This window comes from Citrobacter sp. Cb031 (assembly GCF_030336725.1).
Lineage (GTDB): Bacteria > Pseudomonadota > Gammaproteobacteria > Enterobacterales > Enterobacteriaceae > Citrobacter > Citrobacter braakii.
Genome location: NZ_JAOWDA010000033.1, coordinates 141790 through 156810, shown reverse-complemented (window position 1 = coordinate 156810; position 15021 = coordinate 141790). Strand labels below are relative to the sequence as shown.

15 protein-coding genes are annotated in these 15021 nt (G+C 52.5%); 8 read left to right on the top strand and 7 right to left on the bottom strand.

Annotated features, from left to right (window positions below; genetic code table 11):
- Positions 1-159: 159 nt before the first annotated feature.
- The 5 genes from ftsZ to mutT all read left to right on the top strand — a co-directional run bounded on the left by ftsZ (position 160) and on the right by mutT (position 6333).
- The gene (gene ftsZ / locus OGV93_RS14450) at positions 160-1311 is read left to right on the top strand and encodes a cell division protein FtsZ (protein WP_003018753.1); all 1152 of its coding nucleotides are present in this window, start codon (positions 160-162) and stop codon (positions 1309-1311) included.
- A 100-nt stretch (positions 1312-1411) separates the two neighbouring features.
- Positions 1412-2329 carry a UDP-3-O-acyl-N-acetylglucosamine deacetylase gene (lpxC, locus tag OGV93_RS14445; RefSeq protein ID WP_006686706.1) on the top strand — a complete coding sequence of 306 codons (918 nt, stop codon included), beginning with the start codon at positions 1412-1414 and terminating at the stop codon, positions 2327-2329.
- Positions 2330-2614: 285 nt separating this feature from the next.
- On the top strand, positions 2615-3121 hold the full coding sequence (gene secM, locus OGV93_RS14440; protein ID WP_029139762.1) for a secA translation cis-regulator SecM: 507 nt from the start codon (positions 2615-2617) through the stop codon (positions 3119-3121).
- A 60-nt stretch (positions 3122-3181) separates the two neighbouring features.
- Positions 3182-5887, top strand: a complete 2706-nt coding sequence (gene secA / locus OGV93_RS14435; protein ID WP_016151702.1) for a preprotein translocase subunit SecA — start codon at positions 3182-3184, stop codon at positions 5885-5887.
- A 56-nt stretch (positions 5888-5943) separates the two neighbouring features.
- Positions 5944-6333 (top strand): 8-oxo-dGTP diphosphatase MutT, encoded by a 390-nt coding sequence (gene mutT / locus OGV93_RS14430; RefSeq protein WP_046275370.1) that lies wholly within the window; start codon positions 5944-5946, stop codon positions 6331-6333.
- Between the two features lie 88 nt (positions 6334-6421).
- Here mutT and yacG read toward each other — a convergent pair whose 3' ends face one another.
- From yacG to coaE, 3 genes are read right to left on the bottom strand one after another with little or no spacing between them, the layout of a single operon-like run.
- Positions 6422-6616, bottom strand: coding sequence for a DNA gyrase inhibitor YacG (yacG, locus tag OGV93_RS14425; protein WP_016151704.1), 195 nt, complete (start codon positions 6614-6616; stop codon positions 6422-6424).
- A 9-nt stretch (positions 6617-6625) separates the two neighbouring features.
- Positions 6626-7369: a cell division protein ZapD gene (gene zapD / locus OGV93_RS14420; RefSeq protein WP_016151705.1), complete on the bottom strand. Its 744-nt coding sequence runs from the start codon at positions 7367-7369 to the stop codon at positions 6626-6628.
- The gene (coaE, locus tag OGV93_RS14415; RefSeq protein ID WP_269519367.1) at positions 7369-7989 is read right to left on the bottom strand and encodes a dephospho-CoA kinase; all 621 of its coding nucleotides are present in this window, start codon (positions 7987-7989) and stop codon (positions 7369-7371) included. The genes zapD and coaE overlap by 1 nt, the downstream gene beginning before the upstream one ends.
- Before the next feature lie 225 nt (positions 7990-8214).
- On the opposite strand from coaE, the gene OGV93_RS14410 reads away from it, so the two are divergent.
- On the top strand, positions 8215-9258 hold the full coding sequence (locus tag OGV93_RS14410) for a GMP reductase (protein ID WP_019078378.1): 1044 nt from the start codon (positions 8215-8217) through the stop codon (positions 9256-9258).
- Between the two features lie 55 nt (positions 9259-9313).
- On the opposite strand, the gene hofC is transcribed toward OGV93_RS14410, so the two are convergent.
- The 4 genes from hofC to nadC all read right to left on the bottom strand — a co-directional run bounded on the left by hofC (position 9314) and on the right by nadC (position 13474).
- On the bottom strand, positions 9314-10516 hold the full coding sequence (gene hofC, locus OGV93_RS14405) for a protein transport protein HofC (protein WP_287109633.1): 1203 nt from the start codon (positions 10514-10516) through the stop codon (positions 9314-9316).
- Positions 10506-11891, bottom strand: coding sequence for a type II secretion system protein GspE (gene gspE / locus OGV93_RS14400; protein ID WP_047358328.1), 1386 nt, complete (start codon positions 11889-11891; stop codon positions 10506-10508). Before gspE ends, hofC begins: the two co-directional genes overlap by 11 nt.
- Before the next feature lie 9 nt (positions 11892-11900).
- Entirely contained in the window at positions 11901-12338 is a 438-nt protein-coding gene (gene ppdD, locus OGV93_RS14395) for a prepilin peptidase-dependent pilin (protein ID WP_016151710.1), read from the bottom strand.
- A 242-nt stretch (positions 12339-12580) separates the two neighbouring features.
- Entirely contained in the window at positions 12581-13474 is an 894-nt protein-coding gene (gene nadC, locus OGV93_RS14390; RefSeq protein ID WP_103928925.1) for a carboxylating nicotinate-nucleotide diphosphorylase, read from the bottom strand.
- Between the two features lie 87 nt (positions 13475-13561).
- Here nadC and ampD point away from each other — a divergent pair, with 87 nt between their 5' ends.
- On the top strand, positions 13562-14125 hold the full coding sequence (gene ampD, locus OGV93_RS14385) for a 1,6-anhydro-N-acetylmuramyl-L-alanine amidase AmpD (RefSeq protein ID WP_016151712.1): 564 nt from the start codon (positions 13562-13564) through the stop codon (positions 14123-14125).
- Complete coding sequence (gene ampE / locus OGV93_RS14380; protein WP_016155697.1) at positions 14122-14976, top strand: beta-lactamase regulator AmpE; 855 nt, start codon at positions 14122-14124, stop codon at positions 14974-14976. The genes ampD and ampE overlap by 4 nt, the downstream gene beginning before the upstream one ends.
- The last annotated feature ends 45 nt before the right edge of the window (positions 14977-15021 follow it).

The window sequence follows — 15021 nt, the reverse complement described above, 5'->3', positions numbered from 1 at the left end:
GGTCTCAGGCGACAGGCACTACACAAAGTCATTCAAGTTGCATCGCGGCGGCAACTGAGCGAATCTCCTGGAGCATAGTTTACTATGTCACGGGAGTGAGTGAAGGCAGCCAACAAAGAGGCGGCTTGAAGGATGAAGTGTAAAACGGAGAGAGAAACTATGTTTGAACCTATGGAACTAACCAACGACGCGGTGATTAAAGTCATCGGCGTCGGTGGCGGCGGCGGTAATGCCGTTGAACACATGGTGCGTGAGCGCATCGAAGGTGTTGAATTCTTCGCGGTGAATACCGACGCTCAGGCGTTGCGTAAAACGGCGGTTGGACAGACCATTCAGATTGGTAGCGGCATCACCAAAGGTCTGGGCGCGGGTGCAAACCCGGAAGTCGGTCGTAATGCGGCAGACGAAGATCGCGAAGCTCTGCGCGCAGCGCTTGACGGTGCAGACATGGTGTTTATCGCAGCTGGCATGGGCGGCGGTACCGGTACCGGTGCAGCGCCAGTGGTAGCTGAAGTCGCAAAAGATTTAGGTATTCTGACCGTTGCTGTCGTGACTAAGCCTTTCAACTTTGAAGGCAAGAAGCGTATGGCATTCGCGGAGCAGGGTATCACCGAGCTGTCCAAACACGTGGACTCTCTGATCACTATCCCTAACGACAAGCTGCTGAAAGTACTGGGCCGTGGTATCTCCCTGCTGGATGCATTTGGCGCAGCGAACGACGTGCTGAAAGGCGCAGTCCAGGGTATCGCTGAACTGATTACTCGTCCAGGCCTGATGAACGTCGACTTTGCAGACGTGCGCACCGTGATGTCCGAAATGGGCTACGCGATGATGGGGTCTGGCGTGGCGAGCGGTGAAGACCGTGCAGAAGAAGCGGCTGAAATGGCTATCTCTTCTCCGCTGCTGGAAGATATCGATCTGTCCGGCGCACGCGGCGTGCTGGTTAACATTACTGCGGGCTTCGACCTGCGTCTGGATGAGTTCGAAACCGTGGGTAACACGATTCGTGCCTTTGCATCGGATAACGCAACTGTGGTTATCGGTACCTCTCTGGACCCGGATATGAACGACGAACTGCGCGTGACCGTTGTTGCGACTGGAATTGGTATGGACAAGCGTCCTGAAATCACTCTGGTGACCAACAAACAGGTACAGCAGCCGGTAATGGATCGTTACCAGCAGCACGGTATGGCGCCGTTGACGCAAGAGCAGAAACCGGTAGCGAAAGTGGTTAACGACAATACGCCGCAAACCACGAAAGAGCCGGATTATCTGGATATCCCTGCATTCCTGCGTAAGCAAGCTGATTAAGAATTAGCTGGAATTTGGGAATTGTGGCTCTTTGTGCTAAACTGGCCCACCGAATGTATAGTACACTTCGGTTGGATAGGTAATTTGGCGAGATTATACGATGATCAAACAAAGGACTCTTAAACGTATCGTTCAGGCGACTGGCGTCGGTTTGCATACCGGCAAAAAAGTCACCCTGACATTACGCCCTGCGCCGGCCAACACCGGGGTCATCTATCGTCGCACCGACTTGAATCCTCCGGTAGATTTCCCGGCCGATGCCAAATCTGTGCGTGATACCATGCTCTGTACGTGTCTGGTCAATGAGCATGATGTGCGGATTTCAACCGTAGAGCACCTTAATGCTGCTCTGGCGGGCTTAGGTATCGATAACATCGTTATTGAAGTTAATGCCCCGGAAATCCCGATTATGGATGGCAGTGCCGCTCCGTTCGTTTACCTGCTGCTTGATGCAGGTATTGAAGAACTGAGCAGCGCCAAAAAATTTGTTCGCATCAAAGAGACCGTTCGTGTCGAAGATGGCGATAAGTGGGCTGAGTTTAAGCCGTATAATGGTTTTACGTTGGATTTCACTATCGACTTTAACCATCCGGCGATCGACTCCAGCACGCAGCGCTACGCGATGAACTTCTCTGCGGATGCGTTCATGCGCCAGATCAGCCGCGCGCGTACTTTCGGCTTCATGCGTGATATCGAATATCTGCAGTCCCGCGGCCTGTGCCTGGGCGGCAGCTTCGATTGTGCCATCGTTGTTGACGATTATCGCGTATTGAACGAAGACGGCCTGCGTTTTGAAGACGAATTCGTTCGTCACAAAATGCTCGACGCGATTGGTGACTTGTTCATGTGTGGTCACAACATTATTGGTGCATTCACCGCGTATAAATCCGGTCATGCTCTGAATAACAAACTATTGCAGGCAGTCCTGGCAAAACAGGAAGCCTGGGAATATGTGACCTTCCAGGACGATGCAGAACTGCCGTTGGCGTTCAAAGCACCTTCGACTGTACTGGCATAACGACATACGCTGTCGCATAAATTCGACTGGTAAATCTGGCACTCTCTCCGGCCAGGTGAGCCAGTCGTTTTTTTATCTTTCGATTGCAAAACCACCTTATCTGAAGCGACTTTTTCCCCACCAACAGATTAAAACACCGTTCGATCGCTGCTTTCTTAAGCATATTTACCCGCGACTTGCTGTCATTACTGCTGTGGAGCGTACGCTTTAATGGTAATATTTATGCGCAAAAAAATGGTTTTGCATTTGTAACCCCAAACGCAGGGTATATCAGGTGGCAATAACGTGAGTGGAATACTGACGCGCTGGCGACAGTTAGGCAGACGGTACTTCTGGCCGCATCTCCTGTTGGGGATGGTCGCGGCTAGTTTTGGCCTGCCTGCGCTCGGTAATGCTGCTGAACCTAATACTCCCGCGAAGGCGACCGCCAGCAATCACGATCAATCTGCCAAAGTTAACTTTAGCCAGCTTGCTTTGCTGGAGGCGACCAATCGCCGCCCGAATTTTACCGTTGACTACTGGCATCAGCATGCCATTCGTACGGTCATTCGCCATCTTTCTTTTGCTATGGCTCCTCAGGCGCTGCCTGTTGCCGAAGAGCCGTTGCCAATCCAGGCGCACCATCTTGCGTTACTGAATACGCTCAGCGCGATGCTGACGCAAGAAGGCAGACCGCCCGCGACCGTGAGTCGCGTGACATATGCCCATTTTACCTCTCAGGCCGCATTTAGCGTTCCGGTCTGGATCAGCCAGTTGCAGGGTATCCGCGCTGGCCCTCAACGCCTCAGCTAAAAAAGAACCTTCCAACTTATAATTTTTGACTCCGCACCGCGGGGCGTTTGAGATTTTATTATGCTAATCAAATTATTAACAAAAGTATTCGGTAGCCGTAACGAGCGTACGCTGCGTCGTATGCGTAAAGTGGTCAATGTCATCAATGCAATGGAACCGGAGATGGAAAAACTCTCCGATGATGAACTGAAAGCGAAGACCGCTGAATTCCGCGCCCGTCTGGAAAAAGGCGCCAGCGTTGAAAGCCTGATCCCGGAAGCGTTCGCGGTGGTCCGCGAAGCGAGTAAGCGTGTGTTCGGCATGCGTCATTTCGACGTACAGCTGCTGGGTGGTATGGTGCTTAACGATCGCTGCATCGCGGAAATGCGTACCGGTGAAGGTAAAACCCTGACCGCAACGCTGCCAGCCTACCTGAACGCCTTAAGCGGGAAGGGTGTACACGTGGTTACCGTGAACGACTACCTGGCTCAGCGTGACGCCGAAAATAACCGCCCGCTGTTTGAATTCCTCGGCATGACCGTGGGTATCAACATGTCTGGCCTGCCTGCGCCAGCCAAGCGTGAAGCCTACAATGCCGATATTACTTACGGTACCAACAACGAATACGGCTTTGACTACCTGCGCGACAACATGGCGTTTAGCCCGGAAGAGCGCGTTCAGCGTAAACTGCACTATGCGCTGGTCGATGAAGTCGACTCCATCCTGATCGATGAAGCGCGTACGCCGCTGATCATTTCCGGTCCGGCTGAAGACAGCTCGGAAATGTATAAAAAAGTGAACAAAATCATCCCGCACCTGATTCGTCAGGAGAAGGACGATTCCGACACGTTCCAGGGGGAAGGCCACTTCTCTGTTGATGAGAAAGCGCGCCAGGTCAACCTGACCGAACGTGGTCTGGTACTGATTGAAGAGCTGTTGGTTAACGAAGGCATCATGGATGAGGGCGAATCGCTGTACTCTCCGGGCAACATTATGCTGATGCACCACGTGACTGCTGCACTGCGCGCGCACGTGTTGTTTACCCGCGACGTTGACTATATCGTGAAAGACGGCGAAGTTATCATCGTCGACGAACACACCGGTCGTACTATGCAGGGCCGCCGCTGGTCCGATGGTCTGCACCAGGCTGTTGAAGCCAAAGAAGGCGTAGATATCCAAAACGAGAACCAGACGCTGGCATCCATTACCTTCCAGAACTACTTCCGTTTGTACGAAAAACTGGCCGGTATGACCGGTACAGCAGACACTGAAGCCTTTGAATTCAGCTCCATCTACAAACTGGATACCGTGGTTGTGCCGACCAACCGCCCGATGATCCGTAAGGATTTACCGGATCTGGTGTACATGACTGAAGCGGAAAAAATTCAGGCGATCATTGAAGATATTAAAGAGCGTACCGCAAATGGCCAGCCGGTGCTGGTTGGTACTATCTCTATTGAAAAATCGGAAGTGGTTTCTAACGAGCTGAACAAGGCGGGTATCAAACACAACGTTCTGAACGCCAAGTTCCACGCCAACGAAGCCGCAATCGTCGCCCAGGCGGGTTATCCGTCCGCAGTGACTATCGCGACAAACATGGCAGGTCGTGGTACCGATATCGTGCTGGGTGGTAGCTGGCAGGCGGAAATTGCCGAGCTGGAGGACCCGACTCCAGAACAAATCGCGCAGATCAAAGCCGAGTGGCAGGTTCGCCATGATGCGGTATTAGCAGCAGGTGGTTTACATATTATCGGTACCGAGCGTCACGAATCTCGTCGTATAGATAACCAGCTGCGTGGTCGTTCTGGTCGTCAGGGGGATGCGGGGTCTTCTCGTTTCTATCTGTCGATGGAAGATGCGCTGATGCGTATTTTTGCTTCTGACCGCGTGTCCGGCATGATGCGTAAACTGGGCATGAAGCCTGGTGAAGCGATTGAACACCCGTGGGTGACTAAAGCGATTGCAAACGCGCAGCGTAAAGTAGAAAGCCGCAACTTCGATATTCGTAAGCAATTGCTGGAATATGATGACGTTGCCAATGACCAGCGTCGCGCAATCTACACCCAGCGTAACGAACTGCTGGACGTAACTGACGTTAGCGAAACCATTAATAGCATCCGTGAGGATGTCTTCAAAGCGACAATTGATGCCTATATTCCGCCGCAGTCTCTGGAAGAAATGTGGGATATCCCGGGTCTGCAGGAACGTCTGAAAAACGACTTCGATCTGGAAATGCCTATTTCAGAGTGGCTGGATAAAGAGCCTGAGCTGCATGAGGAAACGCTGCGCGAACGTATTCTGGCAAACGCCATCGAAGTTTATCAGCGTAAAGAAGAAGTTGTGGGCGCGGAGATGATGCGTCACTTCGAAAAAGGCGTGATGCTGCAAACTCTCGATTCTCTGTGGAAAGAGCACCTTGCGGCGATGGATTACCTGCGTCAGGGTATCCACCTGCGTGGTTATGCGCAAAAAGATCCGAAGCAGGAATACAAGCGTGAATCCTTCTCTATGTTTGCATCAATGCTGGAATCACTGAAGTACGAAGTGATCAGCACCCTGAGCAAAGTTCAGGTACGTATGCCTGAAGAAGTAGAAGCGATGGAGCAGCAACGTCGTGAAGACGCTGAACGTTTAGCGCAGATGCAGCAGTTGAGCCATAAAGGTGACGATTCTGCCGCGGCAGAAGAGCTGGCAGCACAAACTGGCGATCGTAAAGTGGGCCGTAACGATCCGTGTCCTTGCGGTTCCGGGAAAAAGTACAAACAGTGCCATGGCCGTCTGAGCTAAGAAAATAACTTACTGAAAAGGCGCAGAATTCTGCGCCTTTTTTATGGACTATAAAGATGAAAATACTGCAGATCGCCGTCGGGATTATTCGCAACCAGCACCATGAAATTTTTATAACCCAGCGTGCGGCTGATGCCCACATGGCAAATAAGCTGGAGTTCCCCGGCGGGAAAATTGAAGCAGGCGAAACGCCGGAGCAGGCGCTGATTCGCGAGTTACAGGAAGAAGTAGGCATTACGCCGACTCAAAGCTCACTGTTCGAAAAGCTGGAGTACCAGTTTCCGGACCGGCATATCACTCTGTGGTTCTGGCTGGTTGAAAGCTGGGAAGGCGAACCGTGGGGGAAAGAGGGGCAACCGGCGCAGTGGATTGCGCAAGATGCTCTGAATGCAGAAGATTTTCCGCCTGCGAATGCGCCGGTAATTGAAAAGCTGATTGCTGGATAAAGGTGTTCGTAGGCCGGATTAGGCAACCCCACCATCCGGCAAATTAGGGCGGGGTCGCTACGCTTGCCCGCCCTACGTTTTAGCTGAATTACTTCTGCTCTTCACTCCAGTCGTCGTTTTCCGACAGATCACCAGAGCTTGGGATACGTTTCTCTTCTGCGGCCCACTCACCCAGATCGATTAACTGGCAGCGCTTGCTGCAGAATGGGCGAAACGGGCTGACTTCACCCCACACTACGGGTTTGCCGCAGGTTGGGCAGTTGACGATGGTTTGTTCAGACATGTTGACTCCTTAACAGCACGCCAGATCAAAATCGAGACGCTCAGGCACCTGGCCATTCTCGCTATCCAGCGGCATAAAGCGAATAGCAAAGCGGCTCTTATGACCAGAAATTTGCGGATAAAGCTGCGAATCAAGCGGCAGCTGCAAGCGAAGCAGATCGGCATCTTCGCCGTTGTCCTGATAAAAACCATTCAAGCTGGTTTGCTTACGGAATGGCGCAGAGTTGCGAATTAAATCCAGCACCAGCGACAGTGCCTGATTGAGCGGATTCAGACTTGCAAGCCATGTTTCAACCTGCGCGTCGCGATGCGACTGCGGTAGATGTAACCAAATATGCAGGGTCGGCAGATCGAAGCTGCAGCATCCGCCAGGAATGCTTAAACGCTGACGTACAAGGCCAATCAGACGATCTTCGCGCAGCGTCTGTCCAATACGCGGAGCTGAAATCAGAATGCTGCCCGCGCTTTTTAACTGCTGGCGCAATGCGTCGATCCTGTTTTGATCGACGCCGGGAACTTCAACCCAGGCCTGGAGTTTACGCTGTTGTCTTTCCAGCTCTTTGAGGAGTTCGGTACGGACTTCGCCGCGTTCAAATACATCCAGTAAGTCCCCGATGTTGCGGAAAAAATGCAGTGCGCCTGCATGGTCCGCTATGGGTACATTAACGGAGAGCTGTTGGATTAAAAACTCAATGCGCAGCCATGTACGCATCTTCTCATTGAGAGGGTGTTCAAAAAGGACCTGGGTGTGCATTACGGTTTTTCCTGTGAGACAAACTGCAACGCGCATTGCAGATAGAGCGCGTGCAGGTGGGCGACATCCGAGGCGATGGCCTCCGGTGCGCCATTATTATCAATAACATCGTCTGCCACGGCCAGACGCGCTTCGCGCGTTGCTTGGGCAGCAAGAATTTGTTCAACATGCTCACGCGTGACGTCATCGCGCTGCATAGTGCGTCTGAGCTGTGTCTCGGGGGTAACATCCACCACGAGTACGCGGTTGGCTTTTTTATACAGCGAATTTTCCACCAGCAAAGGTACAACCCACAACAGATAAGGGGAGGTTGCTTGCTGAAACTGGCGCTGCGTTTCCTGCTGAATAAGCGGATGGAGCAGGGCATTCAGCCAGCTTTTCTCCTCAGGACTGGAAAAAATGCGTTCGCGTAAAATGCGTCGCTGCAACGATCCGTCGGTAGCTATAACTTCGGTACCAAAATGTTCTTCGATCGCCTTAAGGGCTGGGGTACCGGGTTCAACCACCTGGCGCGCAATAATATCTGCATCAATGACGTTTATTCCGAGGTCTGCGAACGCATTTGCAACGGTACTTTTACCACTGCCAATGCCACCGGTTAAGGCTACCGTATACCTCATAGATGCAGATCCTGGAGTTTAAGTTTGATTATCAAACAGTTAAAAGTTAAGCGTGCGACGGCGAGGTTGCTGCAGGATTAACCTACTATTCGCCAGGTAAATTTATGGGATTGTAGCGTAAAAAAAGAGAATTTCGCAGTCTTGCGCGGCATTGATTAGTGCGTATGATAGCGTCACTGGAGTTGTGAGTTTCGATTTTTCGCCATTAACCCCAGGAATCCGCACATGCGTATCGAAGAAGATCTGAAGTTAGGTTTCAAAGACGTTCTTATCCGCCCTAAGCGTTCTACTCTCAAAAGCCGTTCCGATGTTGAGCTGGAACGTCAATTTACCTTTAAGCACTCAGGTCAGACCTGGTCCGGCGTACCGATTATTGCCGCGAACATGGACACTGTCGGGACGTTTGCCATGGCAACGGCGCTGGCATCCTTCGACATCCTGACTGCGGTGCACAAACACTATTCTGTTGAAGACTGGACTGCTTTCATCGCAGAGAGCTCTGCTGATGTGCTCAAACACGTAATGGTTTCAACCGGCACCTCTGATGCAGATTTCGAAAAAACCAAACAGATTCTGGCGCTCAACCCGGCGCTGAACTTTATCTGCATTGATGTGGCAAATGGCTACTCAGAGCATTTTGTTCAGTTTGTGTCGAAAGCGCGTGAAGCATGGCCGACAAAAACAATTTGTGCGGGCAATGTGGTTACTGGAGAAATGTGTGAAGAGCTGGTACTTTCCGGCGCGGACATTGTTAAAGTCGGCATTGGCCCGGGTTCTGTATGTACCACACGTGTAAAAACCGGCGTTGGCTACCCACAGCTTTCTGCGGTTATTGAATGTGCCGATGCCGCTCACGGTCTGGGCGGCATGATTGTCAGTGACGGCGGCTGCACAATGCCGGGTGACGTGGCAAAAGCGTTCGGCGGTGGCGCGGACTTCGTTATGCTCGGCGGTATGTTGGCCGGTCATGAAGAAAGCGGCGGCAAAATTGTTGAAGAGAACGGTGAGAAATTCATGCTGTTCTACGGCATGAGCTCTGAATCAGCCATGACGCGTCACGTCGGTGGTGTTGCACAATACCGCGCTGCGGAAGGTAAAACAGTTAAGTTGCCTCTGCGTGGCCCGGTTGATAATACTGCACGCGATATCCTTGGCGGCCTGCGTTCTGCCTGTACCTATGTCGGTGCATCTCGCCTGAAAGAACTGACCAAACGTACAACGTTTATTCGTGTACAGGAACAAGAAAACCGCGTTTTCAATAGCCTGTAAGAACAGGTAGTACTATGACATGCCGGATAAGCTGTGCGCCATCCGGCATTTGAATTTATCCCACCCCGCTCATCGCATCTCCTAAATGAAAAATCGGCAAATACATCGCAACGACCAGCGTACCGATTATCAGCCCCGTAATGACCAGTAACGCAGGCTCGAGTAGCGCAGCCAGATTCTCTGCCTGAGACAATGTTTTCTCGCCGTGGTGATGGGCGAGATTACGCAGCATTGTATCCAGCGAGCCGGAAGCCTCACCTGTTCTGACCAACTGTATGCACAATGGGCTGAATTCACCGCAATTTTTTAGCGCTAACCAGACCGGTTGTCCGGCGCTGATGTCGTAATGTACCTGCGCTAAGCGTTGCGACCAGAAAGGGTTGGCCAACGTTTCAGTGACGCTCTCAAGGCCTTGCAGAAAAGGAATACCTGCATTTTGCGTTAACGCCAGAACAGTGAAGATCTGCGTGAGTTTTTGCCCTCTCACCATCGGCCCTATGACCGGGAAGCCGAGCAGCAATTTCTGGCGCAGAGTGAGCCAGTATGGCTGCTGCTTCATCAGGTGATATGCCGCACCCGCTACCAGGCTGAATGCTCCCGCCAGCCATCCCCATTGGCTGCTAAAATGCGCGATGGCAATAATCCACTGAGTGAGTGCCGGTAGCGGGGTGTTAAACGACTGGTAAATGGCGGCAAACTCAGGGAGTACAAACTGCAGCATCGCGAACACCACCATCACCGCCATCGTGATAATGAAAATCGGATAGCGTAGAGCTTTTTTAACTTTATCCGCCAGTTGCTGTTGATTCTTCTGCTGGCGGGCGAGTTCAAAGCAGCAGTCGTCCAGCTTACCCGTAAGCTCTCCGGTACGGATCATTGCCTGATAAAGAGGCGGAAAAACGTGTTGCCACTGAGATAGCGAGGTGGAGAGAGAAATACCCTGTTCCATATCGTGAGCCAGCGTACGCAGTAGCGCTTGCCATTGGCTGCTGGGATGCTGTTCAGCCAGCAAAGCTAAACTTGCCGAGAGTGTTAGCCCTGCTTTCAGCAACGTCGCCAGTTGATGTATGGTTTCAGCGCTTTTTTCATGGCTCCAGTGTGAGGCTTTGACACGCATACGATTAATGCGCAGCGGCGTGATATGCCGTTGCTCGAGAGCAAGCATCAATGAGGGGCGGGTATCGGCCCAAAGTACGCCTTCCAGTGGATTACCTTCGTTGCTAATACCTTGCCAGCGCCAAAGCAGTTTAGCTGACATGGGGTATGCCCAGTACGCGTACCAACTCTTCAAATGTTGTTAACCCTTGTTCGACGGCCTTGCAACCATTTTCGAAAAGCGTGCTCATCCCCAGTTGCTGAGCATTCGATTCCACTCCGTCTACGGACGTACCGTTGGCGATGCTCTGGCGCAATGCAGGTGTAACGGGGAGAACTTCAAACAATGCCGTACGGCCATAAAATCCGTGATAGCAATGTTGGCAGCCCGGAGCCTGCCAACGAGGCAGTGGCGTAGGCCAGATCGCTTCCGGGAGCATGATCGGCGTTTCCAGACGTTGTCGGCAATGGGGACACAATTTTCTCACCAACCGCTGCGCAATGACGAGCGTCAGCGCGGAGGCGATCATCCAGCGTGCAACCCCCATTTGCTGCAAGCGTATTAGTGTTTCTGTGGTGGAATTGGTATGCAGTGTTGATAGAACCAGATGACCGGTTTGTGCGGCTTTAAGGGCTATTTCAGCCGTTTCGCCATCACGGATTTCACCCACCATGATAATGTCGGGATCCTGACGCAGCAGCGCGCGCAATACTCCCTGAAAAGTGAGGCCGGCACGTGGATGAATTTGTGTTTGGTTAAGACCTGCGATCGGGATCTCGACTGGATCTTCCACGCTACAGAGGTTAACGTCCTGAGTGTTTCGGGTCTGCAGCGCACTGTACAGCGTGACCGTTTTACCGCTTCCGGTCGGTCCGGTGACCAGAATCAGCCCCTGAGGCTGCTGCAACGCTTGTGAAAATGCTGCCAGCTGCGCGTCCTGCATTCCCAGCGCGGTGATTTCCAGCGCTTGATCGACCTGATGCAGTAGCCGTAGCACCACTTTTTCGCCAAAGCGACAGGGCAGGGTGGCGATGCGAAACGAGACCGGCTCTCCTGAAATTTCAACGGTAAATTGGCCGTCTTGCGCAAGTCGGTGCTCGGCAATATCCAGACTGCCTAAAACTTTTAGTCTGGCAGTGATGGCGATACCCATCTCGGTCGTGACGTCCGGTAAAGCATGCAGTACGCCATCCACACGTAATCTGATTCGATAGTGATTTTCCGCTGGTTCAAAATGAATATCAGAAGCCCGTTGCACCAGCGCGGATTGAAACGTCTGATTCAGCAAATCTGCTGCGCTGGCGCTGCTTTTCGTGACCACTGCCGGGAGCATTTTCTGTGGCGTATGCGTGTGGCCTTCCATTTGTTGACGCGTCCAGCAGACGATGTCGATACGTCGGGTGGTGGCAAAATGCAGTGCGTCCAGCAATTCGTGGGATGGAGCGTCCACGACGGCGATGTGCACCACTTCATTGTCTGCATCCAGTAATATTCCCTGATGACGTTGGCACAGCGCCGTAAGTTGGGTGGTATTCATCTCTTTTCCTTAATTAATATCGAAACGGAAAACGTCTTCACAGGCCTGTTGCAATGCGCTGTCATTCTGGATAACGCAGTTACGGCTCCAGCCGGTAATACCGTTGGCATTGTCCCAACCCGGCGTCATGGTGATGCTTAACCCGTTCAGGCTTTCTTGTCCGCTGAGGCTGACCACTCCTTTTTCAACGCTCATGGCGGAGACATAACGGGTGGTGGCTGGAGAAGGGATGCCATTCGTTCCGGCATCACAGGTTGTTGTTCCGCCATGCTCCAGCGCACAGAGCTCAACCGCCGTGCGATAGGGAACAAAGGTTTGCAGCATGTCTGTTAACGCGGCTTTGCGCAGATAGTTTTGATAAGCCGGAATACCGATGGCGCTAAGGATGGCAATAATGCCAATGACCACCATGAGTTCGATAAGTGTGAAGCCTCGTTGCTTGTCCATCGTTCGCTCCTTGAGTTAGCTGGCGCTACTTTGGCAAACGCTCGGGTTTACGGCGAGAGGCAAAAAACAGAACGGGAAGGCGGGTTCCGAGGATTTTTATGAAATTACAGAGTCAGACAACGTATTTGCGAAGAGGCTCGAAGAAACAGCCGTATGGCGGCGTAAACGCTTATCCGGCCGATAGAAAAACCGGCGTGATGGGCCCGATAAGTGAAAGTACTATCGGGCTAAACCATCAGTAATTAGCGAAAACGCATAGAGAGATCGAGCGCGCGAACATGCTTGGTCAGCGCGCCAACAGAGATGAAATCCACGCCAGTTTCGGCAAATTCGCGCAGAGTTTCATGAGTGACGTTACCCGACACTTCCAGACGCGCCTGGCCGTTGGTGCGTTTTACCGCTTCCCGCATTTGGTCAGTTTCGAAGTTATCGAGCATGATGATGTCGGCCCCTGCTTTCAGCGCGTCATCCAGTTCATCCAGGCTTTCTACTTCGACTTCAACCGGCACATCCGGGTGCAGCCAGAAGGCTTTTTCAACGGCCTGACGTACCGAACCAGAAGCAATAATGTGGTTTTCTTTAATCAGGAAAGCGTCAGAAAGGCCCAGACGATGATTCGCGCCGCCGCCGCATAATACGGCGTATTTCAGCGCGGTACGTAGCCCCGGCAGAGTTTTACGTGTATCCAGCAGTTGAGTTTTTGTTCCCGCCAGCAGGTCGACATATTTACGCACCTCGCTCGCCACACCTGAAAGCGTCTGTACAAAATTAAGAGCGGTACGTTCGCCGGTTAGCAGCACGCGGGAAGGGCCGTCCAGTTCAAATAGCGGCTGATTGGCCTTAATGCTGTCGCCATCTTCGACATGCCAGGCGATGTTGACATCATCGCCAGCCAGTTGAATAAAGACCTCTTCCACCCAACGTTTTCCACAAAAAACGCCATCTTCACGGGTGATCACGGTGGCGTGGGAGCGCATCTCCGCGGGTAAAAGCTGTGCGGTGATATCGTTATTGGCATCAACTTCTCCGCCTAAATCTTCACGCAGCGCCTGAGCTACAGCGGCAGGGATATCCAGATTTATGCGTTCCAACAGCGCGTCACGTCGGTAGTCAGGGTTATAGCGGCGAGGCGGCATGATAAAACTCCAAATTGCTAACGAATCATAAGGTGGAAACATGCTACCCTGAACCTGATATGAGCACCACCAATAAGGAGATTCTGCATGTTGTTAGACGAGGGCTGGCTGGCAGAGGCGCGACGCGTTCCCTCTCCTCATTACGATTGCCGCCCAGATGACGAAAACCCTTCTCTGCTGGTGGTGCATAATATCAGCCTGCCGCCCGGTGAGTTTGGCGGCCCGTGGATCGATGCGCTGTTTACGGGCACGATTGATCCCAATGCCCATCCTTATTTTGCCGGGATCGCCCATTTGCGCGTTTCGGCACATTGTTTAATTCGCCGTGACGGTGAAATCGTGCAGTATGTCCCCTTTGATAAACGCGCCTGGCATGCTGGCGTGTCGAACTATCAAGGCCGCGAACGCTGTAATGATTTCTCAATTGGTATTGAGCTGGAAGGGACGGATACGCTGGCTTATACCGATGCGCAGTATCAGCAACTGGCAGCCGTGACGAATGCCCTGATTACGCGTTATCCGGCCATTGCCAACAACATGACAGGACATTGCAATATTGCGCCCGAGCGTAAGACCGATCCCGGGCCCTCTTTTGACTGGGCAAGGTTTCGCGCCCTGGTCACCCCCTCGTCGCACAAGGAGATGACATGACGCTGTTTACAACATTACTGGTGTTGATTGTTGAACGCCTGTTTAAGCTGGGTGAGCACTGGCAGCTTGATCACCGGGTTGAAGCTTTTTTCCGCCGGGTGAAGCATTTTTCGATGATGCGTACGGTAGGCATGGCCCTTATTGCGATGGGGGTGACGTTCCTGCTGCTGCGCGCACTTCAAGGCCTGTTGTTTAACGTGCCTTTGCTGGTGGCGTGGATCTTAATTGGTTTGCTGTGCATCGGCGCTGGCAAGACGCGTCTTCATTATCATGCATATCTGAACGCGGCTGCTCGCGATGACGCTCACGCCCGTGAAGCGATGGCCAGCGAGCTGACCCTGATTCATGGGATTCCGCCTGAGTGCGATGAGCGTGAGTTCTTGCGCGAACTGCAGAACGCGCTGTTATGGAACAACTTTCGCTTTTATCTGGCGCCGTTATTCTGGCTGATTGTCGGTGGCCCGTGGGGACCGGTGACGCTGGTGGGTTATGCCTTTCTACGTGCCTGGCAGTCCTGGCTGGCGCGCTATCAGACGCCGCACCAGCGTTTACAATCAGGTATTGATGCGATCCTGCATGTGCTGGACTGGATCCCGGTGCGCCTGGCGGGTGTCGTCTATGCGCTGCTGGGGCACGGCGAGAAGGCGTTGCCTGCCTGGTTTGCGTCGCTGGCGGATCTGCATACTTCGCAATATCAGGTGCTTACTCGCCTTGCGCAGTTTTCTTTAGCGCGTGAACCACATACCGATAAAGTCGCAACGCCAAAAGCCGCGGTTTCGATGGCGAAGAAGACCTCGTTTGTGGTGGTGGTGGTCATTGCCGTGCTGACCATTTATGGAACATTAATTTAAGCCATTATTAGTGGATGGCGCTACGCTTATCCGTCGAGGAAAAAA